Source organism: Ferruginibacter sp. HRS2-29 (assembly GCF_024343615.1).
Taxonomy (GTDB): Bacteria; Bacteroidota; Bacteroidia; order Chitinophagales; family Chitinophagaceae; genus Ferruginibacter.
Window position 1 is genome coordinate 133,071 of record NZ_RJUB01000002.1, and the last position, 17,134, is coordinate 150,204.

At 45.9% G+C, this 17,134-nt stretch carries 9 protein-coding genes; 1 reads left to right on the forward strand and 8 read right to left on the reverse strand.

The window, feature by feature from the left end; translation table 11 throughout:
- Positions 1 to 21: 21 nt before the first annotated feature.
- The 8 genes from EGI32_RS01490 to EGI32_RS01525 all read right to left on the reverse strand — a co-directional run bounded on the left by EGI32_RS01490 (position 22) and on the right by EGI32_RS01525 (position 13,387).
- Complete coding sequence (locus EGI32_RS01490; RefSeq protein WP_255153585.1) at positions 22 to 1,239, reverse strand: family 16 glycosylhydrolase; 1,218 nt, start codon at positions 1,237 to 1,239, stop codon at positions 22 to 24.
- 10 nt (positions 1,240 to 1,249) lie between these two features.
- A complete protein-coding gene (locus EGI32_RS01495; protein ID WP_255153586.1) occupies positions 1,250 to 2,728 on the reverse strand; it encodes a glycoside hydrolase family 30 beta sandwich domain-containing protein in 1,479 nt (492 codons plus the stop codon).
- Between the two features lie 11 nt (positions 2,729 to 2,739).
- A complete protein-coding gene (locus EGI32_RS01500; protein ID WP_255153587.1) occupies positions 2,740 to 4,914 on the reverse strand; it encodes a glycoside hydrolase family 3 C-terminal domain-containing protein in 2,175 nt (724 codons plus the stop codon).
- A gap of 14 nt (positions 4,915 to 4,928) precedes the next feature.
- Positions 4,929 to 6,695 carry a cellulase family glycosylhydrolase gene (locus EGI32_RS01505; protein WP_255153588.1) on the reverse strand — a complete coding sequence of 589 codons (1,767 nt, stop codon included), beginning with the start codon at positions 6,693 to 6,695 and terminating at the stop codon, positions 4,929 to 4,931.
- A gap of 99 nt (positions 6,696 to 6,794) precedes the next feature.
- A complete protein-coding gene (locus tag EGI32_RS01510; protein ID WP_255153589.1) occupies positions 6,795 to 7,652 on the reverse strand; it encodes a family 16 glycosylhydrolase in 858 nt (285 codons plus the stop codon).
- A 56-nt stretch (positions 7,653 to 7,708) separates the two neighbouring features.
- Complete coding sequence (locus EGI32_RS01515; RefSeq protein ID WP_255153590.1) at positions 7,709 to 8,638, reverse strand: hypothetical protein; 930 nt, start codon at positions 8,636 to 8,638, stop codon at positions 7,709 to 7,711.
- A gap of 70 nt (positions 8,639 to 8,708) precedes the next feature.
- Positions 8,709 to 10,223, reverse strand: coding sequence for a RagB/SusD family nutrient uptake outer membrane protein (locus EGI32_RS01520; RefSeq protein ID WP_255153591.1), 1,515 nt, complete (start codon positions 10,221 to 10,223; stop codon positions 8,709 to 8,711).
- 50 nt (positions 10,224 to 10,273) lie between these two features.
- Positions 10,274 to 13,387 carry a TonB-dependent receptor gene (locus EGI32_RS01525; protein WP_255153592.1) on the reverse strand — a complete coding sequence of 1,038 codons (3,114 nt, stop codon included), beginning with the start codon at positions 13,385 to 13,387 and terminating at the stop codon, positions 10,274 to 10,276.
- 203 nt (positions 13,388 to 13,590) lie between these two features.
- Here EGI32_RS01525 and EGI32_RS01530 point away from each other — a divergent pair, with 203 nt between their 5' ends.
- On the forward strand, positions 13,591 to 16,485 hold the full coding sequence (locus tag EGI32_RS01530; protein WP_255153593.1) for a triple tyrosine motif-containing protein: 2,895 nt from the start codon (positions 13,591 to 13,593) through the stop codon (positions 16,483 to 16,485).
- Positions 16,486 to 17,134 lie beyond the last annotated feature (649 nt).

A 17,134-nucleotide genomic window follows, 5' to 3' on the forward strand; every position in this document is an offset into this window, starting at 1 on the left:
AGAAACGCATATGAAAAAATCTTACAATTGTTGGTATACTCTTACATAATCAACGATCATCCAGGAAGGGATGATGGAAGTAGCATCGGGATTACCCGGCCAGTTTCCACCCACCGCAAAATTGATGATGAAGAAAAATTCTTCGTTGAAAGGATAAATGTTGCTGCCAAATTCAGCCTTGGTATGGGTTGAAAAAGGAACCCCATCCAGCAGCCAGGTAATTTCATCCTGTTTCCATTCGATGGAAAACACATGAAACTGGTCGTTGAAAGTTCCTGATGTCAACGATTTGTTGCCACCCAACTGTGTGCTTCCGGGCCCGGGACCAAAATGCAAGGTACCGTAGGTGGTAGAAGGCTGCTTGCCGATCATTTCCATGATATCCAGCTCGCCGCTTTTGGGCCATCCACCATACACGGAATTATTGGGCATCATCCAGAAAGCCGGCCACATGCCCTGGCTTTTGGGCAGCAATGCCCTGAAATCTATCCTGCCGTATTTGAATTTCCGTTTATCACGGGAAACGATCTTGGTAGAAGTGTAATTTTTTCCACCGGCATTTTCCGCCCTGGCTTCAATCACCATTTTTCCATCCTGGAAAGTGGTATTGGCCGCCTGGTAATATTCCAGCTCATTATTTCCCCAGCCACAGTTGCCGGGGCAACCATCGCCGTTTTCAAAAGTCCAGTCTGCAGTGTTTACTGCCGCACCATTGAACTCATCGGCCCAAACCAGGGTATAACCCGGGTAAGAGGTAGGCGCATCGTATCCTGTATTATTAAAAACGATCTTTGTGTCTTCATTCATGATAGTGCCGATGGCCTGTCCGCGGGATATCAGGCAACCAACCGGTGAAGTAAGGTTCACTTTAAAATCTTCATTTCCTTCTTTGAGGTCATCGCCGTTCACATTCACCACGAATGTCTTTTCTTTTTCGCCGGGGGCGAAACTGATGGTTTGCGAAGCGGCCGCATAATCTTCCCCTGCCTTTGCCACTCCATCCGCCGTAGCGCAGGTAATGCTTACCGTACCGGTGGAAGTTTTATCGAGCTTGACCACAAATGAAAAAGCGGTAGTGCCGGAGTTGCCTTCCAGGAAGGATACATCGGCGACACTCACTTTTGGTATGGCATCAATTCCACCGCCACCACCACCGCCATCGCCACTTTTGGAGCAGCTGCTGAGCATTGCCAGCAGGGAAACGAAAATACTTAAGAGCATGCTGTTATTTTTTTTCATACGAATATTTTTACCAGATATAGGTTACAACAGAGTTTGCCGCAATAGTTGTATTACCGATCTTGTTTTTATAACCAATGTTGAATGATTGATCCGTTGCTGCGTCATTCGATACGATGAGCACTTTTTTCCCATCCGGGCGAAGGAAGGCTGCCGTCTGCAGGTTGCCGGTGTTACTCATGATCCTCACAGATCCGGCCGGCACAAACTTAGAGGCTTGCGCTACGATATAATATCCTACGTTCCTGGTGATCGAGCTGCCGGAAATAGTGAGTGCACCCATACATTGTGTACAGCCACCCGGTGTGTGTGGGCCAAATGTGGCATCATTTGCAAGGTTCCACTCCAGCGCTATCTTGCTCCAGTTGCGCATACTGCCTATGATCACATTGCGGAGGTGCCAGTTGAGATCGTCCTTAAAACTTCCCGCCGAAGAGGTCCATTGCTCGGTGAAATAAACATTTTTGGTAGGGTAAGCATTGTGCACCAGGCTCATACTTGAAATATCTCCACCATATAAATGAAAAGCAGAGCCATCTACATATGGCCTTGCCCCTGCATCATCCAGCACAGTGATAGGGTATACGATCTGATCCAGATTATGATCGTACGCTATAATCTTGGTAGTAATGTTTGCCGCCGCAAATGCAGGGCCCAGATTGTTTTTGATGAAAGCCGCCTGGTCCAGAGCAGACATATAAAGACTTGGCGTATTGTCAGCATTGAGCGGTTCGTTTTGTGGCGTAATTGCATCGATGGTAATACCCTGGGCCTTCATGGCCTGTATGAATTTTACAAAATAGTTGGCGTAAGCCTGATAATAGATCGGGTTGAGGTTACCGCCTTTTGCAGTAGTAGTATTGATCTTCATCCACACCGGTGGCGACCACGGAGATCCCAGTATTTTAATATTGGGGTTGATGGCCAGGATCTCTTTCAGCAAAGGAACCACATGGGTAGCATCGTCTGCCAGGGAGAAATTTGCCAGCGTGGGATCGGTTTGCCCCGCGGGCATATCATTATAAGAAAAAACGGTACCGCTAAGATCCGTAGCGCCAATGCCGATGCGCAGGTAACTTATCCCGATGCTGCCTTCGCCGCTGCCGAAAAGTTCGGTAAGCAACTGGGCTTTGGTGGTAGCCGGCAATTGATTGATCACAAAAGCGCTGCCTTGTGTAAGCGTGTATCCAAATCCGTCCACCGTTTGAAACTTTACGGTAGAATCTACTGTGATAGTAGGCGAACTGTTGGTGGTGCTTACAAAATTGATCGCTGTGGTTTGTTTGGCCAGCAGCACGGATTTATCTCCGGAAGTGCGCCAGTATTCAACATCGGAAGCAGCTGCAGGAGGTGTTACCGGTGGGGTAACAGGAGGTGTTACGGGAGGGGTGGTGCCGCCGCCAACATCCGAAGATTTGGAGCAACCGCTGATTCCCATCGCCAGTGCGGCAGCAGAAACGAATAAATAATTTAAGAAAGTCTTTCTCATGGTGTATAAAATTATAAAGTGATGGTGCCGTTCAATTTTATGGTACGTGATGAGCCTCCTACGAGGATATCAAAGTTACCGTTGTCCATCACCCAGGTGTTTTTCACATCGTTAAAGTATTTAAAAGCATCTTCGTTCAAAGTGATCGTTACGGTCTTTTCTTCTCCCGGAGCCAGGACTATTTTCTGAAAGCCTTTGAGTTCCTTTTCAGGCCTTGGCAGCAGGGATTTTTGCTGGTGAACATATAACTGGGCCACTTCCGATCCTGCCACTTTGCCGGTGTTTTTTACGGTAAATGAAACCAGTGCCGTATTTCCTGCAGTAGTCATTTTCAGGTTGCTGTAGTCGAAGCTGGTGTATGAAAGGCCATGACCAAAAGCAAACTGGGGCTCTACTTTGAATTTGTCGTAATAGCGGTAGCCTACATAAATATCATCCAGGTAGTGAACGATCAATGATTGAGCTGTATCACCAGGATATTCCCCAAGTGCATAGGAAGGGTTGTCTTCCAGTTTTTTCGGAAAGCTCATCGGCAGTTTTCCCGAAGGGTTTACATCACCATAAATGATCTTTGCCAATGCATTACCGCCTTCCAGTCCGGCGTACCATGCCTGCAACACGGCCGGGGTTTTATCCACCCATTGGGTCATATCGATCGCTCCGCCGCCCATCAATACCACTACGGTCTTAGGATTGGCTTTTATCACCGCTTTCAGCAGTTCATCCTGCCCGAAAGGCATTTTCATATCCTGCTTGTCGATATCTTCCGCATCGTATGCATTATCAGCCCAAACATCGTACCTGAAACCGTGCGTCCAGCCACCAACAAATACCACCACATCCGATTTGGAGGCTGCGGCCACCGCTTCATCTATCAGTTTTTGATCGGCTCCGCCACCACGAACGATATCATATCCTTTGGCGTAATTGATCTTCACTTTTCCGCCATTTGTTTTCAATCCCGCCAGGGGGGTGATCTCATAAAACGCACGAACCTGTGAACTACCACCTCCCATCGATTGCTTGCGGTCGGCATTGTACCCGATCACCGCGATGGATTTTACTGTATTCTTATTGAGCGGAAGCAGGTTATTATCATTTTTGAGGAGAACAATGCCTTCTTCGGCAACTTTCAATGCAGTTTGCTGATGAGCTTTGGTATTGTATTCACCTTTTTTTACCTGGCCATCGATCATTCCTGTTTTGAACATCACATACAGGATACGGCGAACTTTTTCGTCGAGCAGGTATTCCGGCAGTTTGCCGGCTTTTATCAGTTTAACTACTGTATCGCCGAGGAAGAATTTGCTGTAATCGGGGTTTGGAAGCATACCGAGGTCGGTACCCATTTCAAGGTCCATACCGTTCCAGTAAGCCTGGGCGGTGTTGTGTACCGCGTTCCAATCGCTCATCACCAGCCCTTTGAACCCCCATTCTTTTTTGAGCACCTGCTCCAGCAGGTAGTTGCTGTGAGACCCCCATTGCCCGCGGAATTTGTTGTAAGAACTCATGAGTGTATTCACGCCGGCTTCCTGCACCGCGGCTTTGAAACCGGGCATATATATTTCACGCAAGGCACGCTCGCTCATTTCAACATTGATGGTAAAACGTTTTGATTCCTGGTTGTTGGCGAGGTAATGTTTTACGCAGGCGGAAACACCCTGGTCCTGCACACCTTTGATATATCCAACACACATTTTTGACACCAGGAACGGATCTTCACTTTCGTATTCGAAATTCCTTCCGTTGAGTGGCCCGCGTATGATATTGATGCCGGGGCCCAGGATCACATTCTTACCACGAAAAGCAGCCTCACTTCCCAGCACGCTACCAAAATCGTAACCCAGCTTTGGGTTCCAGGTGGCGGCGAGGCAAACGCCTACCGGCATATAAGTACCGCTGTCGAGGGAGTTGTTGTCGAGTTCCCAGTCGCGGCCATGCTCGGGCCTTACGCCGTGAGGCCCGTCGGAAGTCACCAGTTCGGGAATACCAAGACGGGGAACACCGCCGGATGTGAAGGAAGAAGAGGCATGTATCATCTTCACTTTTTCTTCCAGCGTAAGCTGTTTTATGAGCGCACTGATCTTTGCAGATGTGTCGAACCCGGCCTGCGCATTCGCCTGTAGCGAGCATGTGGCAGCGATTGCCAGCATCCACACTTTGCCAAAAGAGGATTTCTTTATCATAATGATTGGTATGTTTAGTTTACTGCTGCAGTACCGTTTGTTTGCCTGAATTGTAAATAATTAAGATTGAACCCGCCTTTGACTGCAAGCACACGCAGACGGTTCCAGCCTTTATTCAGTGAAATATTTTTTATCGTGCTGGTTGCCCAACGCTGATCTTCCCCGGTATTGGGTAAAACGATGTTTTCGCCGGCAGCCAAATCGTTTACCAGTAGTTGAAGGCGCCCATCGGCCAGTTTGGAAGCGGAGCGTACGTTTACATCGAAAGTGCCGTTTTGCGGACTGTAAATGGTGTACTGCATCCATTCGCCATCCTGTATCCAGCCAACGTTGTAACCGTTTGTTACAGAATCGGTGCAGGCTTCAATATCAACACCTTCGTTGCGGTACTGGTGGCCGCTGTTCCATTCCTGGTGACGGGTATCTTCTACCCAGTACGTGGCGGAATCCTTATCGTGGTAAGCAAGGCCGCTGCGACCGAGGTCATAATCGGAAGCAAAAAGAACCGCGTCATTTTTTACAGAAAAATCCTTGTAAGGGATGACATCCCAGGTGCCGGTTTGCCTGATGAGGGCATCGGTTACGTTCTTATTGTAAATGTTGTTGCTGATCTTTGTTGCCGAAGCGTATTCCATCAAACCCGCCAAAGCCTCTTCAGGGGTAGGTTTCGGTCCCTGATCTTTCCAGTAGTTCAATATTTTACGATAGCCTGGATTTATTTTTACCTGCAAAGGGTTGTTCGGCCCCGATTTTTTCAATGGCCACAATGCCCAGCCGATCTTATTGCGTTCTACCATCGCCAATGTTTCCGTCATCCATGAATTGGAGTTCTCGCCGCTTTCGCCGAGCCAGATCGGTACATTATATTGAGTGCGGTAATCGAGAAATTTTTGGATGGAGCCATCGCTGGTATTGTTCCAGTATTTGTGAAAACTTAACACCATATTATTGTCCCATAAAGGAAAAATGCCTGCATAATTATTACCCCAGCAATTGCCTTCGATGATGATGATATGCTTTTTATCAACCTTGCGGATAGCTGTGGTAAGGTCTACATATAATTTTCGGAGCGGTGCGTTCTCTGTCTCGGCACAGCCGTTTTTATCAGCAGCATCCTGAAAGCCATAGTTGGGCTCATTGATCAGGTCGTAAGCGCCGATCCATTCTTCATTGGCATAGCGGGCAGCCAGCTTTTCCCACAGAGCGATCGTTTTTTGTTGGTTCTGTTGGCTTTTCCATAAATGAGGAGTTGAAGTATCCCTGTCGGAAATGGCGATATCGTTTCCTTGTCCGCCGGGTGCGGCGTGAAGGTCGAGGATGAGGTAGATCTTATTGGCTTTGCACCAGCTGAGCAGGCTATCGGTCATCCTGAAGCCTTTTTCTATCCAGGTCTGTTTACCGGCAACCGGTTCTTTTTCTATGGGTAAAGTATAAAGGTTGTAATGCATGGGAAGGCGGATGGAGTTGAAGCCCCATGCGGCCATTGAATCCACATCTGCTTTTGTGCAATGATTGGCGAGCCATGCGTCGTAAAATTTCTGTGCGCCTTTTTCGCCAACCAGGTCGGTGATATTCCGCCTGATATCATGTTGCGTAGCGGCAAAACCTGAAAGCTGCATCATATAAGGTTCCTGCAGCATCCAGCCGCCAAGGCCCATGCCCCGCAAAATGATCTCCTGGCCCCTACCGTTTTTGATAGCGGGGCCATCGGCTTTTAAGAAGCCCTGGCTTTTTGAAGTGATGCCGGCAAGCAGCAGCATTGAAATTATGAAGTAACGCATTGTAAAAAAGGCTCGATATAAAAAGTATTTCAGTGAATAAAAGGGTGGATATATACATATCCACCCCGATGATTGCCATGATTGCCGAAGTGAGAAAATTTACCTGTTCATTTTATAAACTCTTACATAGTCTACGACCATGGAAGCAGGAAAAACTGTATCGTCTATGCCTTGAGCGCCGCCCCAATTGCCGCCAACTGCTATATTTAGCAACAGGTGAAATCTTTTGTCGAATGGCCAGGAAGCAAATCCAAGCCCGTCGTTGGTAAATGTAAAAATCAGGTTATCGTCGTAGTAGCCCCTCACTGCGTAAGGAGTCCAGTCTACGCGGTATTTATGAAAATCAGAAATTGCCGTAGGTATGGTTATCGTACTTGTTTTCTGCGTATTGATCGTAAAGTTGTATTTCTGGGTGTGGGTGCTGAAGTGAACCACATTCGGGTCGTATCCAACATGCTCCATGATATCAATTTCGCCGGAAGCCGGCCATGCGCCATATACCCAGTCTGTTGGCAGCATCCAGATAGCCGGCCATGTGCCTTTGCCTGCGGGGAGTTTCGCCCTTATTTCCGCACGGCCATATAAAAAATCGCCTAAATTTTTCGACAGCAACCTTGCGGAGCTGTAGTTCCTGTTTCCGGAAGTTTCTTTTTTTGCTGTGATGGTGAGCACGCCATTGGCTACGCTCGCATTGTCTAAACTATTAGTGTAATTCTGCTGTTCATTATTTCCCCATCCTGAACCACCAAGATCATAAAACCAGTTGTTGGGATCAGGTGCGCCTGTGTAATTAAAGTCTTCCGACCAGACAGGAGTGGTTTCAAAAGTCCAGCCCGAATCCACAGGTGCTGTAAATACCGGCGGAACGTATGGTGGTAGCGTACTTTCTGACTTTTTGCTGCAAGAGGAGCTTGCGAAAAGGGTGTACAATAGCATACCCAGGATGAGTTTCTTCATGGTCGTTAGTTTAAGCAGCCCCGCTATTGGGGCGGGGCTGCTATTTTAATATGATCTTACTGAGCTTTTAATTTCAAATACCAGGCGTTACCGGTTTCGGTACCCTGCACCCTCAGATACATTGTTGTAGGAGTAATGTTGAGGATCTCGTAATCTTTCAATACTGCGCCATAACCAATAAAGGTTGAGGTGCCGGCAAGTTTGATAACGGTTTGAGTAGAATTGCTGGCTGCAATACCGGAGCTGGCAGGAGTCAGTTCGAAAGCGGACGTTCCACCACCATAAGTATAACAAGCTTCACCACCTGTCGCAGGAATGCCTGGCAAAGTAGTCAGGGAACCTGTTTTAGTGAATGCGCCATCAGGAGTAGTTACCTGTAAAGTATAACCAGTACCAACTTTTGAGAATTTGTAAGAAGCAGTGTAGAAGCAATTGCAGCAAGCAACTTTTTCATTTACACCGGCAGACCACCAGTCTGGTCCTGAAGAACCGCTCCATGGACCAACACCCATGTGTCCTGCAACAGATTTATCAACGTTCCATGTTTTATCGGCGTCATTGGTAAGATTGGTTACGAGGGCTGGACTTGGTTCAAACTTAGTATATACAGTAACAGTTTGAGTTACGGTAGATGTAACCAGGCCACCCTTACCGTACGCTTTACCAGTGATGGTATACGTGAAAAGGCCGTTTTTGGTGTAGCGGTGTGTAGCGGTGTTTCCTGCAGGAAGTACTTCGAAATCTTCTGCGTTGGAAGCGTCCCAATCAACCCTGTAAGAAATACCATTTTTACCGGTTAAAGTGATTTTTACATTACCGGTGCTATCACCATTTGGATGAGTAGCATCTTTACCAACAACGGTTGCGGTAAGTACAAGATCAGATGGAGCTGTAATTTCACCCATCTGGTAAGAGTCATTTTTACAGCTGCTAAAAGCCAGCATGATAGCACCGGCACCCAGCATAGTTTTAAAAATATTTTTCATTTTTTTATTTTTTAAAGTATGTAAATAGGGCTGTAGCGAAGAGGTCTCCGCTACAGCATTCTATAATTATTTATTGATAACCTGGGTTTTGAACAAGCAATGTACCAGCCAATTCACGTTCTGGGATTGGAAGGACCTCGCTTTTGCCAGCTACAAATCCTCTGCTACCCAAAGCGGCAGCAGCGTCACCCCACCTTACAAGATCAAAGAACCGGTGGCCTTCAGCAGCAAGTTCGAGCCTGCGTTCCAGTTTGATAGCAGCAAGGCTAACCGGAACGGATGGCAAACCAACCCTTGCCCTTACAGCATCCAGCAGCGCCTGAGCACGAGCACCTGTAGCGCCCAATGCTTCAGCTTCCATCAGGTAAGTATCAGCCAGGCGGATGATATAACTGTCTTGCTGGAAGTTCAATTCCCTTGTACCAGCACCGGTAGTGATATCGGATGGGTTAGGAAGGAATTTTTTCACGAAGTAACCTGTGTTCTGGTAACCTGCCACGTATTGAACCTGCCCGAGATCAGCATATTTTTTGGCATCAAATACAGTGGCTGTGAACCTTGGATCGTCTTTGATAACATTATAGAAAGCGTCGGTAAATACGTTGAAGCTCCATCCACCGGTGTAGATGTCCGGTGCCAGGGGAGAGATCCTGTTGTAGCTACGTGGGCCAACCATCTGGTTCACGCTGTTTCCTTCATCGGCACTGCCACCCCAGAAGCCCCAGTCTGCATTACTTGCATTGGTGTGGGTAACTTCAAGAATAGATTCGCTGTTGAACTTGTTGGAGAATACCCAAAGGTTTGCAAAGTTGGGCAGCAGGGAATAGCCGAAAGGGCTTACACCACCCGGAGTTCCGTTTACCAAAGCAAACTGTGCAGCAGCTTCTGGTTTTTTATTTTCATACAGATAAACTTTTCCGAGCATTGCTGTTGCAGCACCTTTGCTGTAACGGCCACCTTCTGAGCTGGTATTGATGCTGGCAGGAAGATTTGGAATCGCTTCTGTAAGATCTTTTTCGATCTGACGGTAAACTGAATCCGGAGAAGACTGTTTGATAGAATAGATATCAGACGTAACCACTGCTTGCAGGAGTAGTGGAACGTTTTTGAACATCCTCACCAGGTTGAAATAGTAAGTAGCCCTGAGCGCTTTTGCCTCAGCGATATACCTGTCTTTCAAAGCGGCATCCATGGTAGTGTTTCCAATTTTGGAGAGCAGAACATTTGCCCTGAAAATACCCTGGTAATGATCGCCCCAGTAGCTTCCCGGCATTGTTTGCGCATTGATGGTGTGTTTGGAGAAGCCCTGGATACCAGCGCCATCCGTTTCACCACCCCCACCTGCATACTGGTCGTCGGAACCGGCATTCATGAAAGTGATCATGTTTTCAAACCCACCTGAATTTTTACGCAATACATCGTAGGTGGCGATCAGGCCGGAAAACGCCTGTTTCTGGTCAGCATAATAGTTTTCGGTCAGGAAAACCCCTTTCGGTTCCAGTTCTACAAAACTCTTTTTGCACGAAGTCAACGCCAGCATCGCAGCTACGGAGAGGACTGTGCCCGAGATGAATATTTTTTTCATTTTTTTAAAATTTAATTGTTCTTGAATGATCAAGCTGGTTGGTTTGAGGGTTAAAAAGTGATCTGTGCGCCCACTATGAATGAACGTGCCTGAGGGTAGAAGCCTTTGTCTACACCGAATACTCCGCCACCAATTTCAGGATCGTATCCTGTGTAGTCGGTCAGTGTTGCAAGATTTTCTCCTGTCAGGTACAAACGCAATTTTGTTAGCCCAAGTTTGCTTAATGTTTTGTTGGTGTACGTATAACCGATCTGAACAACTTTCAGACGGATATAATCACCTTTTTCAAGATAGAAATCAGACATTTTGGTAAAGTTACCATTGGTGTCATCATTGGTCAGGCGAGGGTAAGTGTTGGAAGTTCCTTCACCAGTCCAGCGGCCCAGCGCTTTTGTCTGCCAGTTGCCTTCAGCCACATCCAGCCTGCGAAGACCCTGGAAGATCTTGTTGCCTGCAGCACCCTGTGCAAATACCATCAGGTCAAATCCTTTCCATGCAGCTGTTACAGTAGCACCGAAGGTTACTTTTGGAATGTTGGTACCAAGGAAAACCCTGTCAGCTTCAGTGATAGAACCGTCTCCATTGGTATCTACCCAACGGAAGTCACCTGGCCTTGCACCCGGCTGAATAACACCACCATTTTTGTCTTTGTAGTTATCGATATCAGCCTGATTCTGGAAGATACCGTTTGTTTTGTAACCAAAGAAAGAGTTGTAAGATTGACCAACCTGGGTCCTGGTAACGTTACCCATTGACTGGAAAGAAGCGTCACCACCGATGAAAGGAGCGTCCGTGTTGATGAAGGTAACCTTGTTTTTCAGGAATGAAACGTTACCGTTTGCACCTAAGCTAAGCCCGTTGGCGTATTTCTGGCGCCAGCCTAGTTCAACTTCAAGGCCTTTATTTTCCATATCAGCGATGTTAGCGGACGGAGATGCAGCAACACCAACATAGCCAGGTATTTGAACTTCGCGAAGTATACCCGAAGTCTTCTTGTTGAAGATCTCCATGGTCAAAGAAAAATTGTTGAAGATCTGAGCGTCGAAACCGAAGTTGGCCTGAGTTGTTTCTTCCCAAGCAAGATCCGGGTTATCAAGCGTAAGAGGAGCATAACCACCATTGATGGCTCCACCAACAGTGTAGTTGAATCCACCGACAACGGTAGAAAGATACCTGAAGTTGCCGATCTGATCGTTACCAACCTTACCGTAACCACCCCTTAATTTCAGGGAGTTTACATATTTATTAGCTGTCCAGAAGTTTTCTTTAGACAGTACCCAACCTAGTGAACCTGAAGGGAACACACCATATTTGTTGTTAGAACCGAACCTTGTGGAACCATCACGACGGAGGATACCGGTGAAGAGGTATTTTTCCTGGAAGTTATAGTTCACACGACCGAATAAAGAAGCTACTTTATGCACAACGAAATCGCTGGCACCCGCAGTTACTTTATCAGCAGTAGTTGCAAAGTTGAAAGAAGCCTGTTGGTAGTCATTCACCGGAAGGTCTTTTATGCCGATACCCTGGCCTCCGCCATTGTTGTCAACATAAGCTCCCTGGCCCAGCAATACGCTGAAGTCGTGGTCGCCGATCTTGTCAGCATATTGAACAGTGTTCTCAATGTTCCAGTTGAATGTATTGTTGGTGCCTTTTCCGATAGAGTTTACAGAATTGACGATAGTGGCGCTCAGGTAAAACGATGGGTTGAAGCCATAGTCTCCCCAATAAGCGATCTTACCACCAAATGTAGAACGCAACGTGATCTTTGAAGTGGGTTTAACTTCTACATAAGCATTACCGATGAAATCATCAGACCAGTTGTAGTTACCCAGACGGGTAAGGATGTACGCTTTTGGATTGCTCATTTCCTGGCCAACGTTGTTGGATATACCATAAGGATAACCCTGGGCATTCCTGATCAGTTGAAGAGCAGGGTTGTTGTATGGCGCAGTTGCCAATACAGCCGGATCTGTAACGATCACCGGGGTGATCGGATCCAGGTTGATAGCAGAGCTCAGCGGACCACCAAATTCGCTGTTGGTATTACCAACGCCACGTGAATTCTGGTGTGTGTAACCGAAGGTCTGGCCAAAAGTTACATATTTGCCGATCTTGTGAGTAGAGTTAAGACGGAAAGTCTTTTTATTGTAATGAGAGATCTCAGGAGCAACGATACCTTCCTGGTCCTGCAGACCGAAAGAAGCGTAGAAAGTAGATTTGTCGTTACCGCCGCTGATGCTCAACTCGTGGTTAGAACGTTTGGCGTTGTTTTCGAAGATCTGGTCCTGCCAGTCCGTACCCTGACCAAATATCGTTGGGTCAGCATATTTGGGGCTACCCCCACCGCCTACCAACCTTTCATTGATCAGCGTAGCATATTCGGTAGCATTCAGCAGGTCAAGTTTTTTTGCCGCCCTGGAAGTGCCATAAAAAGTATTGTAAGAAACAGAAATTTTACCGCCACGGCCTTTTTTGGTGGTTACCAGGATTACGCCTGTTGCCGCCCTTGTACCATAAATAGCAGCAGAAGTCGCATCTTTCAATACTTCGATAGATTCGATATCCGACTGGTTGAGATAACCGATAGCTCCCGGATCAACCACGATACCATCTATAACATACAGAGGGTTGTTGTCGCCGAAAGTAGTTACACCCCTTACCCTTACGGTAGAAGCAGAACCAGGCTGACCAGCATTTTGTCCGATCAAAACACCTGAAACCCTACCCTGAAGTGTCTGTTCAAGACGACCGTTAGGAACGTTTTCGAGATCTTTTGCCCTTACACTGGAAATAGCGCCGGTAGTAACACTCTTCTTCTGAGAGCCATAACCTACGTTTACTACTACTTCGTTCAAGGTGTTGTTGGTAGAAACAACGCTGAAGTCCTGGTTTCCAGCAGCACGGATAGTCCTTTCCTGGCTTTCCATGCCTGTGTAAGAAACTACCAGCGTAGAGCCGGCTTTTGGAACTGAAATAGAGTAATTACCCTGAGCATCTGTAGTAGTGGCCATGTTTGTGCCTTTTACAGAAACTGAAGCCCCGGCCAGTGGTTCACTGTTGGCCGAAGATAATACCCGCCCCGTAACCTGGAGCGTTTGTGCGAATACCTGACATACAGATAGCAGGACAAACACACATAGCAATAATGCTGTTTTTTTCATATGCAATCGTTTAATGGTGAGTGAGTTCTTAATAAAAAGTTAATTAAGAGTTTGTAAATGTAAGGACGGACTAAATACATTGCACAAAAATTTATACATCACTACTACATCACCCTGCTCAAAAACCAGTATTTTCCACGTTTTTTACCACTACATTACTACATCATTTTAATTTCTTATCTTTCACATCGATATTTTGCGACATGAGAAAGCTTATAACCTTACTTTATTTAACAACCCTAATAGATTATTGCTCAGCACAAAATACTATCGGGCTGCCTGATATTATAAATTATACCAAATCCTCGTATCGGGCAGGGGCACAAAACCGCCAGATACGCCAGGATAAAAATGGAATACTTTATTTCGCCAACAGCGAAGCCGTACTCACTTTTGACGGGATCAACTGGAAAACTTACCCCCTTCCCAATAACAGTATAGTAAGATGTGTGGAGTTTGGCCCTGATAACAGGTTATATGTAGGTGGGCAGGATGAATTCGGCTATTTTTCTCCCGATGCCAGCGGCCAGCTTAAGTATCATTCCATGCGGGAAATGATCCCGGAAGCCGAAAGGTCGTTTACCGATGTATGGGAGATCTACTTCTACCAGGGGGCCATTTTTTTTCAAACCAGTAACAAGATCTTCCAATTTGTTCAAAATCACTGCACTGTATATAAAAGTGCACACTGGAGGTTCATTTCTACCTATAATGATAAACTGGTGGCCCAGGAATTTGATAAAGGACTTTTATCGTTTCAAAATGGGTTATGGGCGCCTTTTATAGAAAAAAACGAACTGCCGAAGGACTACTTTGTTACATCACTCACTTCTATAGGCCACGACAGCGCCCTGCTCACCACGTTGAAAAACGGTATTTATATCATGTCGGGCAATAATGTATCGAAGCTGAATTCCCCTTTTCTCGACCAGGTCGCCAAAATGAATATTTCCGCATCTGCTATGGTGAACGAAGATCATATCGCCATCACTACCAACCTTGCAGGTATATATATAATAGACAAGTCGGGAAAGCTGATCCAGAACTTTTCCCGTAAGGAAGGCCTTCAGAACAATAATATCCTGGATATTTTCCTGGATAAGGAAAGAAATCTCTGGCTGGGGCTCGACAATGGCATCGACTTCATCGCCTACAACAACGCCATCAAACACATCTATCCCGACTACTACAACGAGGGCTCCGGTTACGCTGCTGTTATATATAATAAGGAGCTTTACCTGGGTACATCAAACGGCCTTTACAAGACTGCCCTCTACGACATGAAGGACCTGAGTTATGTGAAAGGCGATTTTACCCCGGTTACCAATACCAAAGGCCAGGTATGGAACCTCTCGGAAGTGAATGGCAAATTATTGATGGGCCATCACGACGGAGCTTTTGTGATCGATAACAATACCGCCACCGCGATGGACAACAGCACGGGCTTCTGGACATTTTTGCCTTACTCCAACGTAATGCCTTCGTCGGTGATGGTGGCCGGAACTTACAACGGGATCAATTTTTACAATTACCAGAATGGCACTTTCACCAACCGGGGCACGCCTGCCCATTTTGAATCGGCCCGGTTTGTATGTATAGATAATAATAATATATGGGTGGCACATCCTTACAAGGGCATTTATCGCCTGCAGATGAAAGATGGTTTTGTACAGCATATAAAATTGTACAAAAAAGAGGATGGGGTGATATCGCTCAACGAAAATTATATTTTCAAAATCAAGAACCGCATCATACTGTGCACACAAAACGGGATCTTCGAATACAACGAAACGCAGGATAAATTTGAACCTTCCGCATTTTACAACAGCATTTTTTCAAAAAAGAATGTGCGTTACCTGAAAGAAGATGCTTCGGGAAACGTATGGTTTGTGTTTGACAAGATCCTTGGCGTGATCAATATGGCCGGGGCAAAGCCGCAGGTGATCTACTTTCCCGAACTGGCCAACAAATTTGTAAGCGGTTTCGAATTCATTTACCCGGTCAATAATTCCAATGTATTTATCGGGGGCGAAAAAGGGTTTTATCATGTGAACCTTGAGCAATATCAAAAACTGAAATATCCTTTGCAGGTACTGATCACTTCAGTAACGGCCATCAATAAACGCGACAGTTTGTTGTATGGCGGATATGTGAACCAGGTGAATGACGAAGCGCAGCAGACACAAAAAAGGCGCATCGAGATCAGCCATTCCTGGAATTCATTTCATTTTGAATTCGCTTCCCCGGTGTATGCGCAGCAATCCACCATCGAGTACAGTTATTTTCTGCAGGGCTTCGACAGGAGCTGGTCGGAGTTTTCCAAAAAAGCGGAAAAAGAATACACCAATCTTCCTACCGGAACTTATACATTCAAGGTAAAGGCCCGCAACAACCTCGGTATTGAATCGGCCGTGAGCGTCTACACGTTCACGGTATTGCCGCCGTGGTACCAGACGTATTGGGCATATACTGCCTATGTGTTGATCGTGTTGTTTGTTTTTTACCGGTTATATGTTTTGCAAAAACGAAAATTCCGCCAACAGCAGGAGAGTCATGAGAAGGAGCAAAAAAATCTTTTGTACCTGCATCAGCTGGAGCTGGAAAAAACAGAAAAAGAAATTGTAAAGCTTCGCAACGAAAAGCTGGAAGCGGAGATACAACATAAGAATACCGAGCTTGCTTCCGTAGCGATGCACCTGGTGCAGAAGGGGGAGATCCTGGGTAAGATCAAAGACCAGATGGTGAAGCTGAAAAAACAATCCGATAATGATACCGACGATCTTAAAAAGATTATCCGGGTGATCAGTGATGAAGATAAGGTAGACAAGCAATGGGAACAGTTTGCCATGCACTTCGATAATGTGCATAGCGATTTCCTTGCGGCGCTCAAGCAAAAATATCCAAACCTGAGCGCCAATGAACTCAAGCTTTCGGCTTACCTCCGCATGAATCTTTCTACCAAGGAAATGGCGCAGCTGATGAACATCAGCGTACGTGGCGTGGAGATCAGCCGCTACAGGCTGCGAAAAAAACTGCAGATCCCAACTGAAGTGAATCTGTTTGATTTTTTACTGGGGGTCAAAGGAAATAAGGATTAAGGGAGATGGATCACAGATTTGAAGGGATGAAGGGGATTGCACAGATTATTTTTTCACTGCGTGAAAAACAACATGCAGTCCGAAAAACTTAAGGATATTTTAATGGCTCAATTTATTACTTCCTGCATTTGGATTTTGAGTAGCAAAACAATCTGTGCAATCGCCTAATCAATTTGTAATCCGTGATCCTTTCCCTCCACGTAATCATCTGTAATCTGCGATACAAAAAAGGTCCGCACTTTCGTACAGACCTTTCAAAATTTTTTGTCTTGTGGGGGACACTACTGGTTTTTCGCTATCATCGCTGTGGTTAGCAGCATAAGCTGGATTTGGTTGGTTGGGTTCTTTCGAACGATATTGGATAAAAAATAAAAAAAGTAGAAGTCGACTGATATTGAATTTTACGGTCTTTTTAATTGGATATTGGAAAATTTTTGGATGTGGTTTATCTGGATCTTTGGATATGATTGATGTTTTAATATCAATCAACTTCTGACACAAAGATGCGGCGAATTTAGCGGCTGCACAAGAGCAATACTGCTCGTTTTTCCATCCACGGTTATTACGGCTAAAAGTGAAAAGTATCGTAGAACTACGATGGAAAAATACCTCAATACCTGGTTTTCAGGAAGATCTGTAGTAAAATATT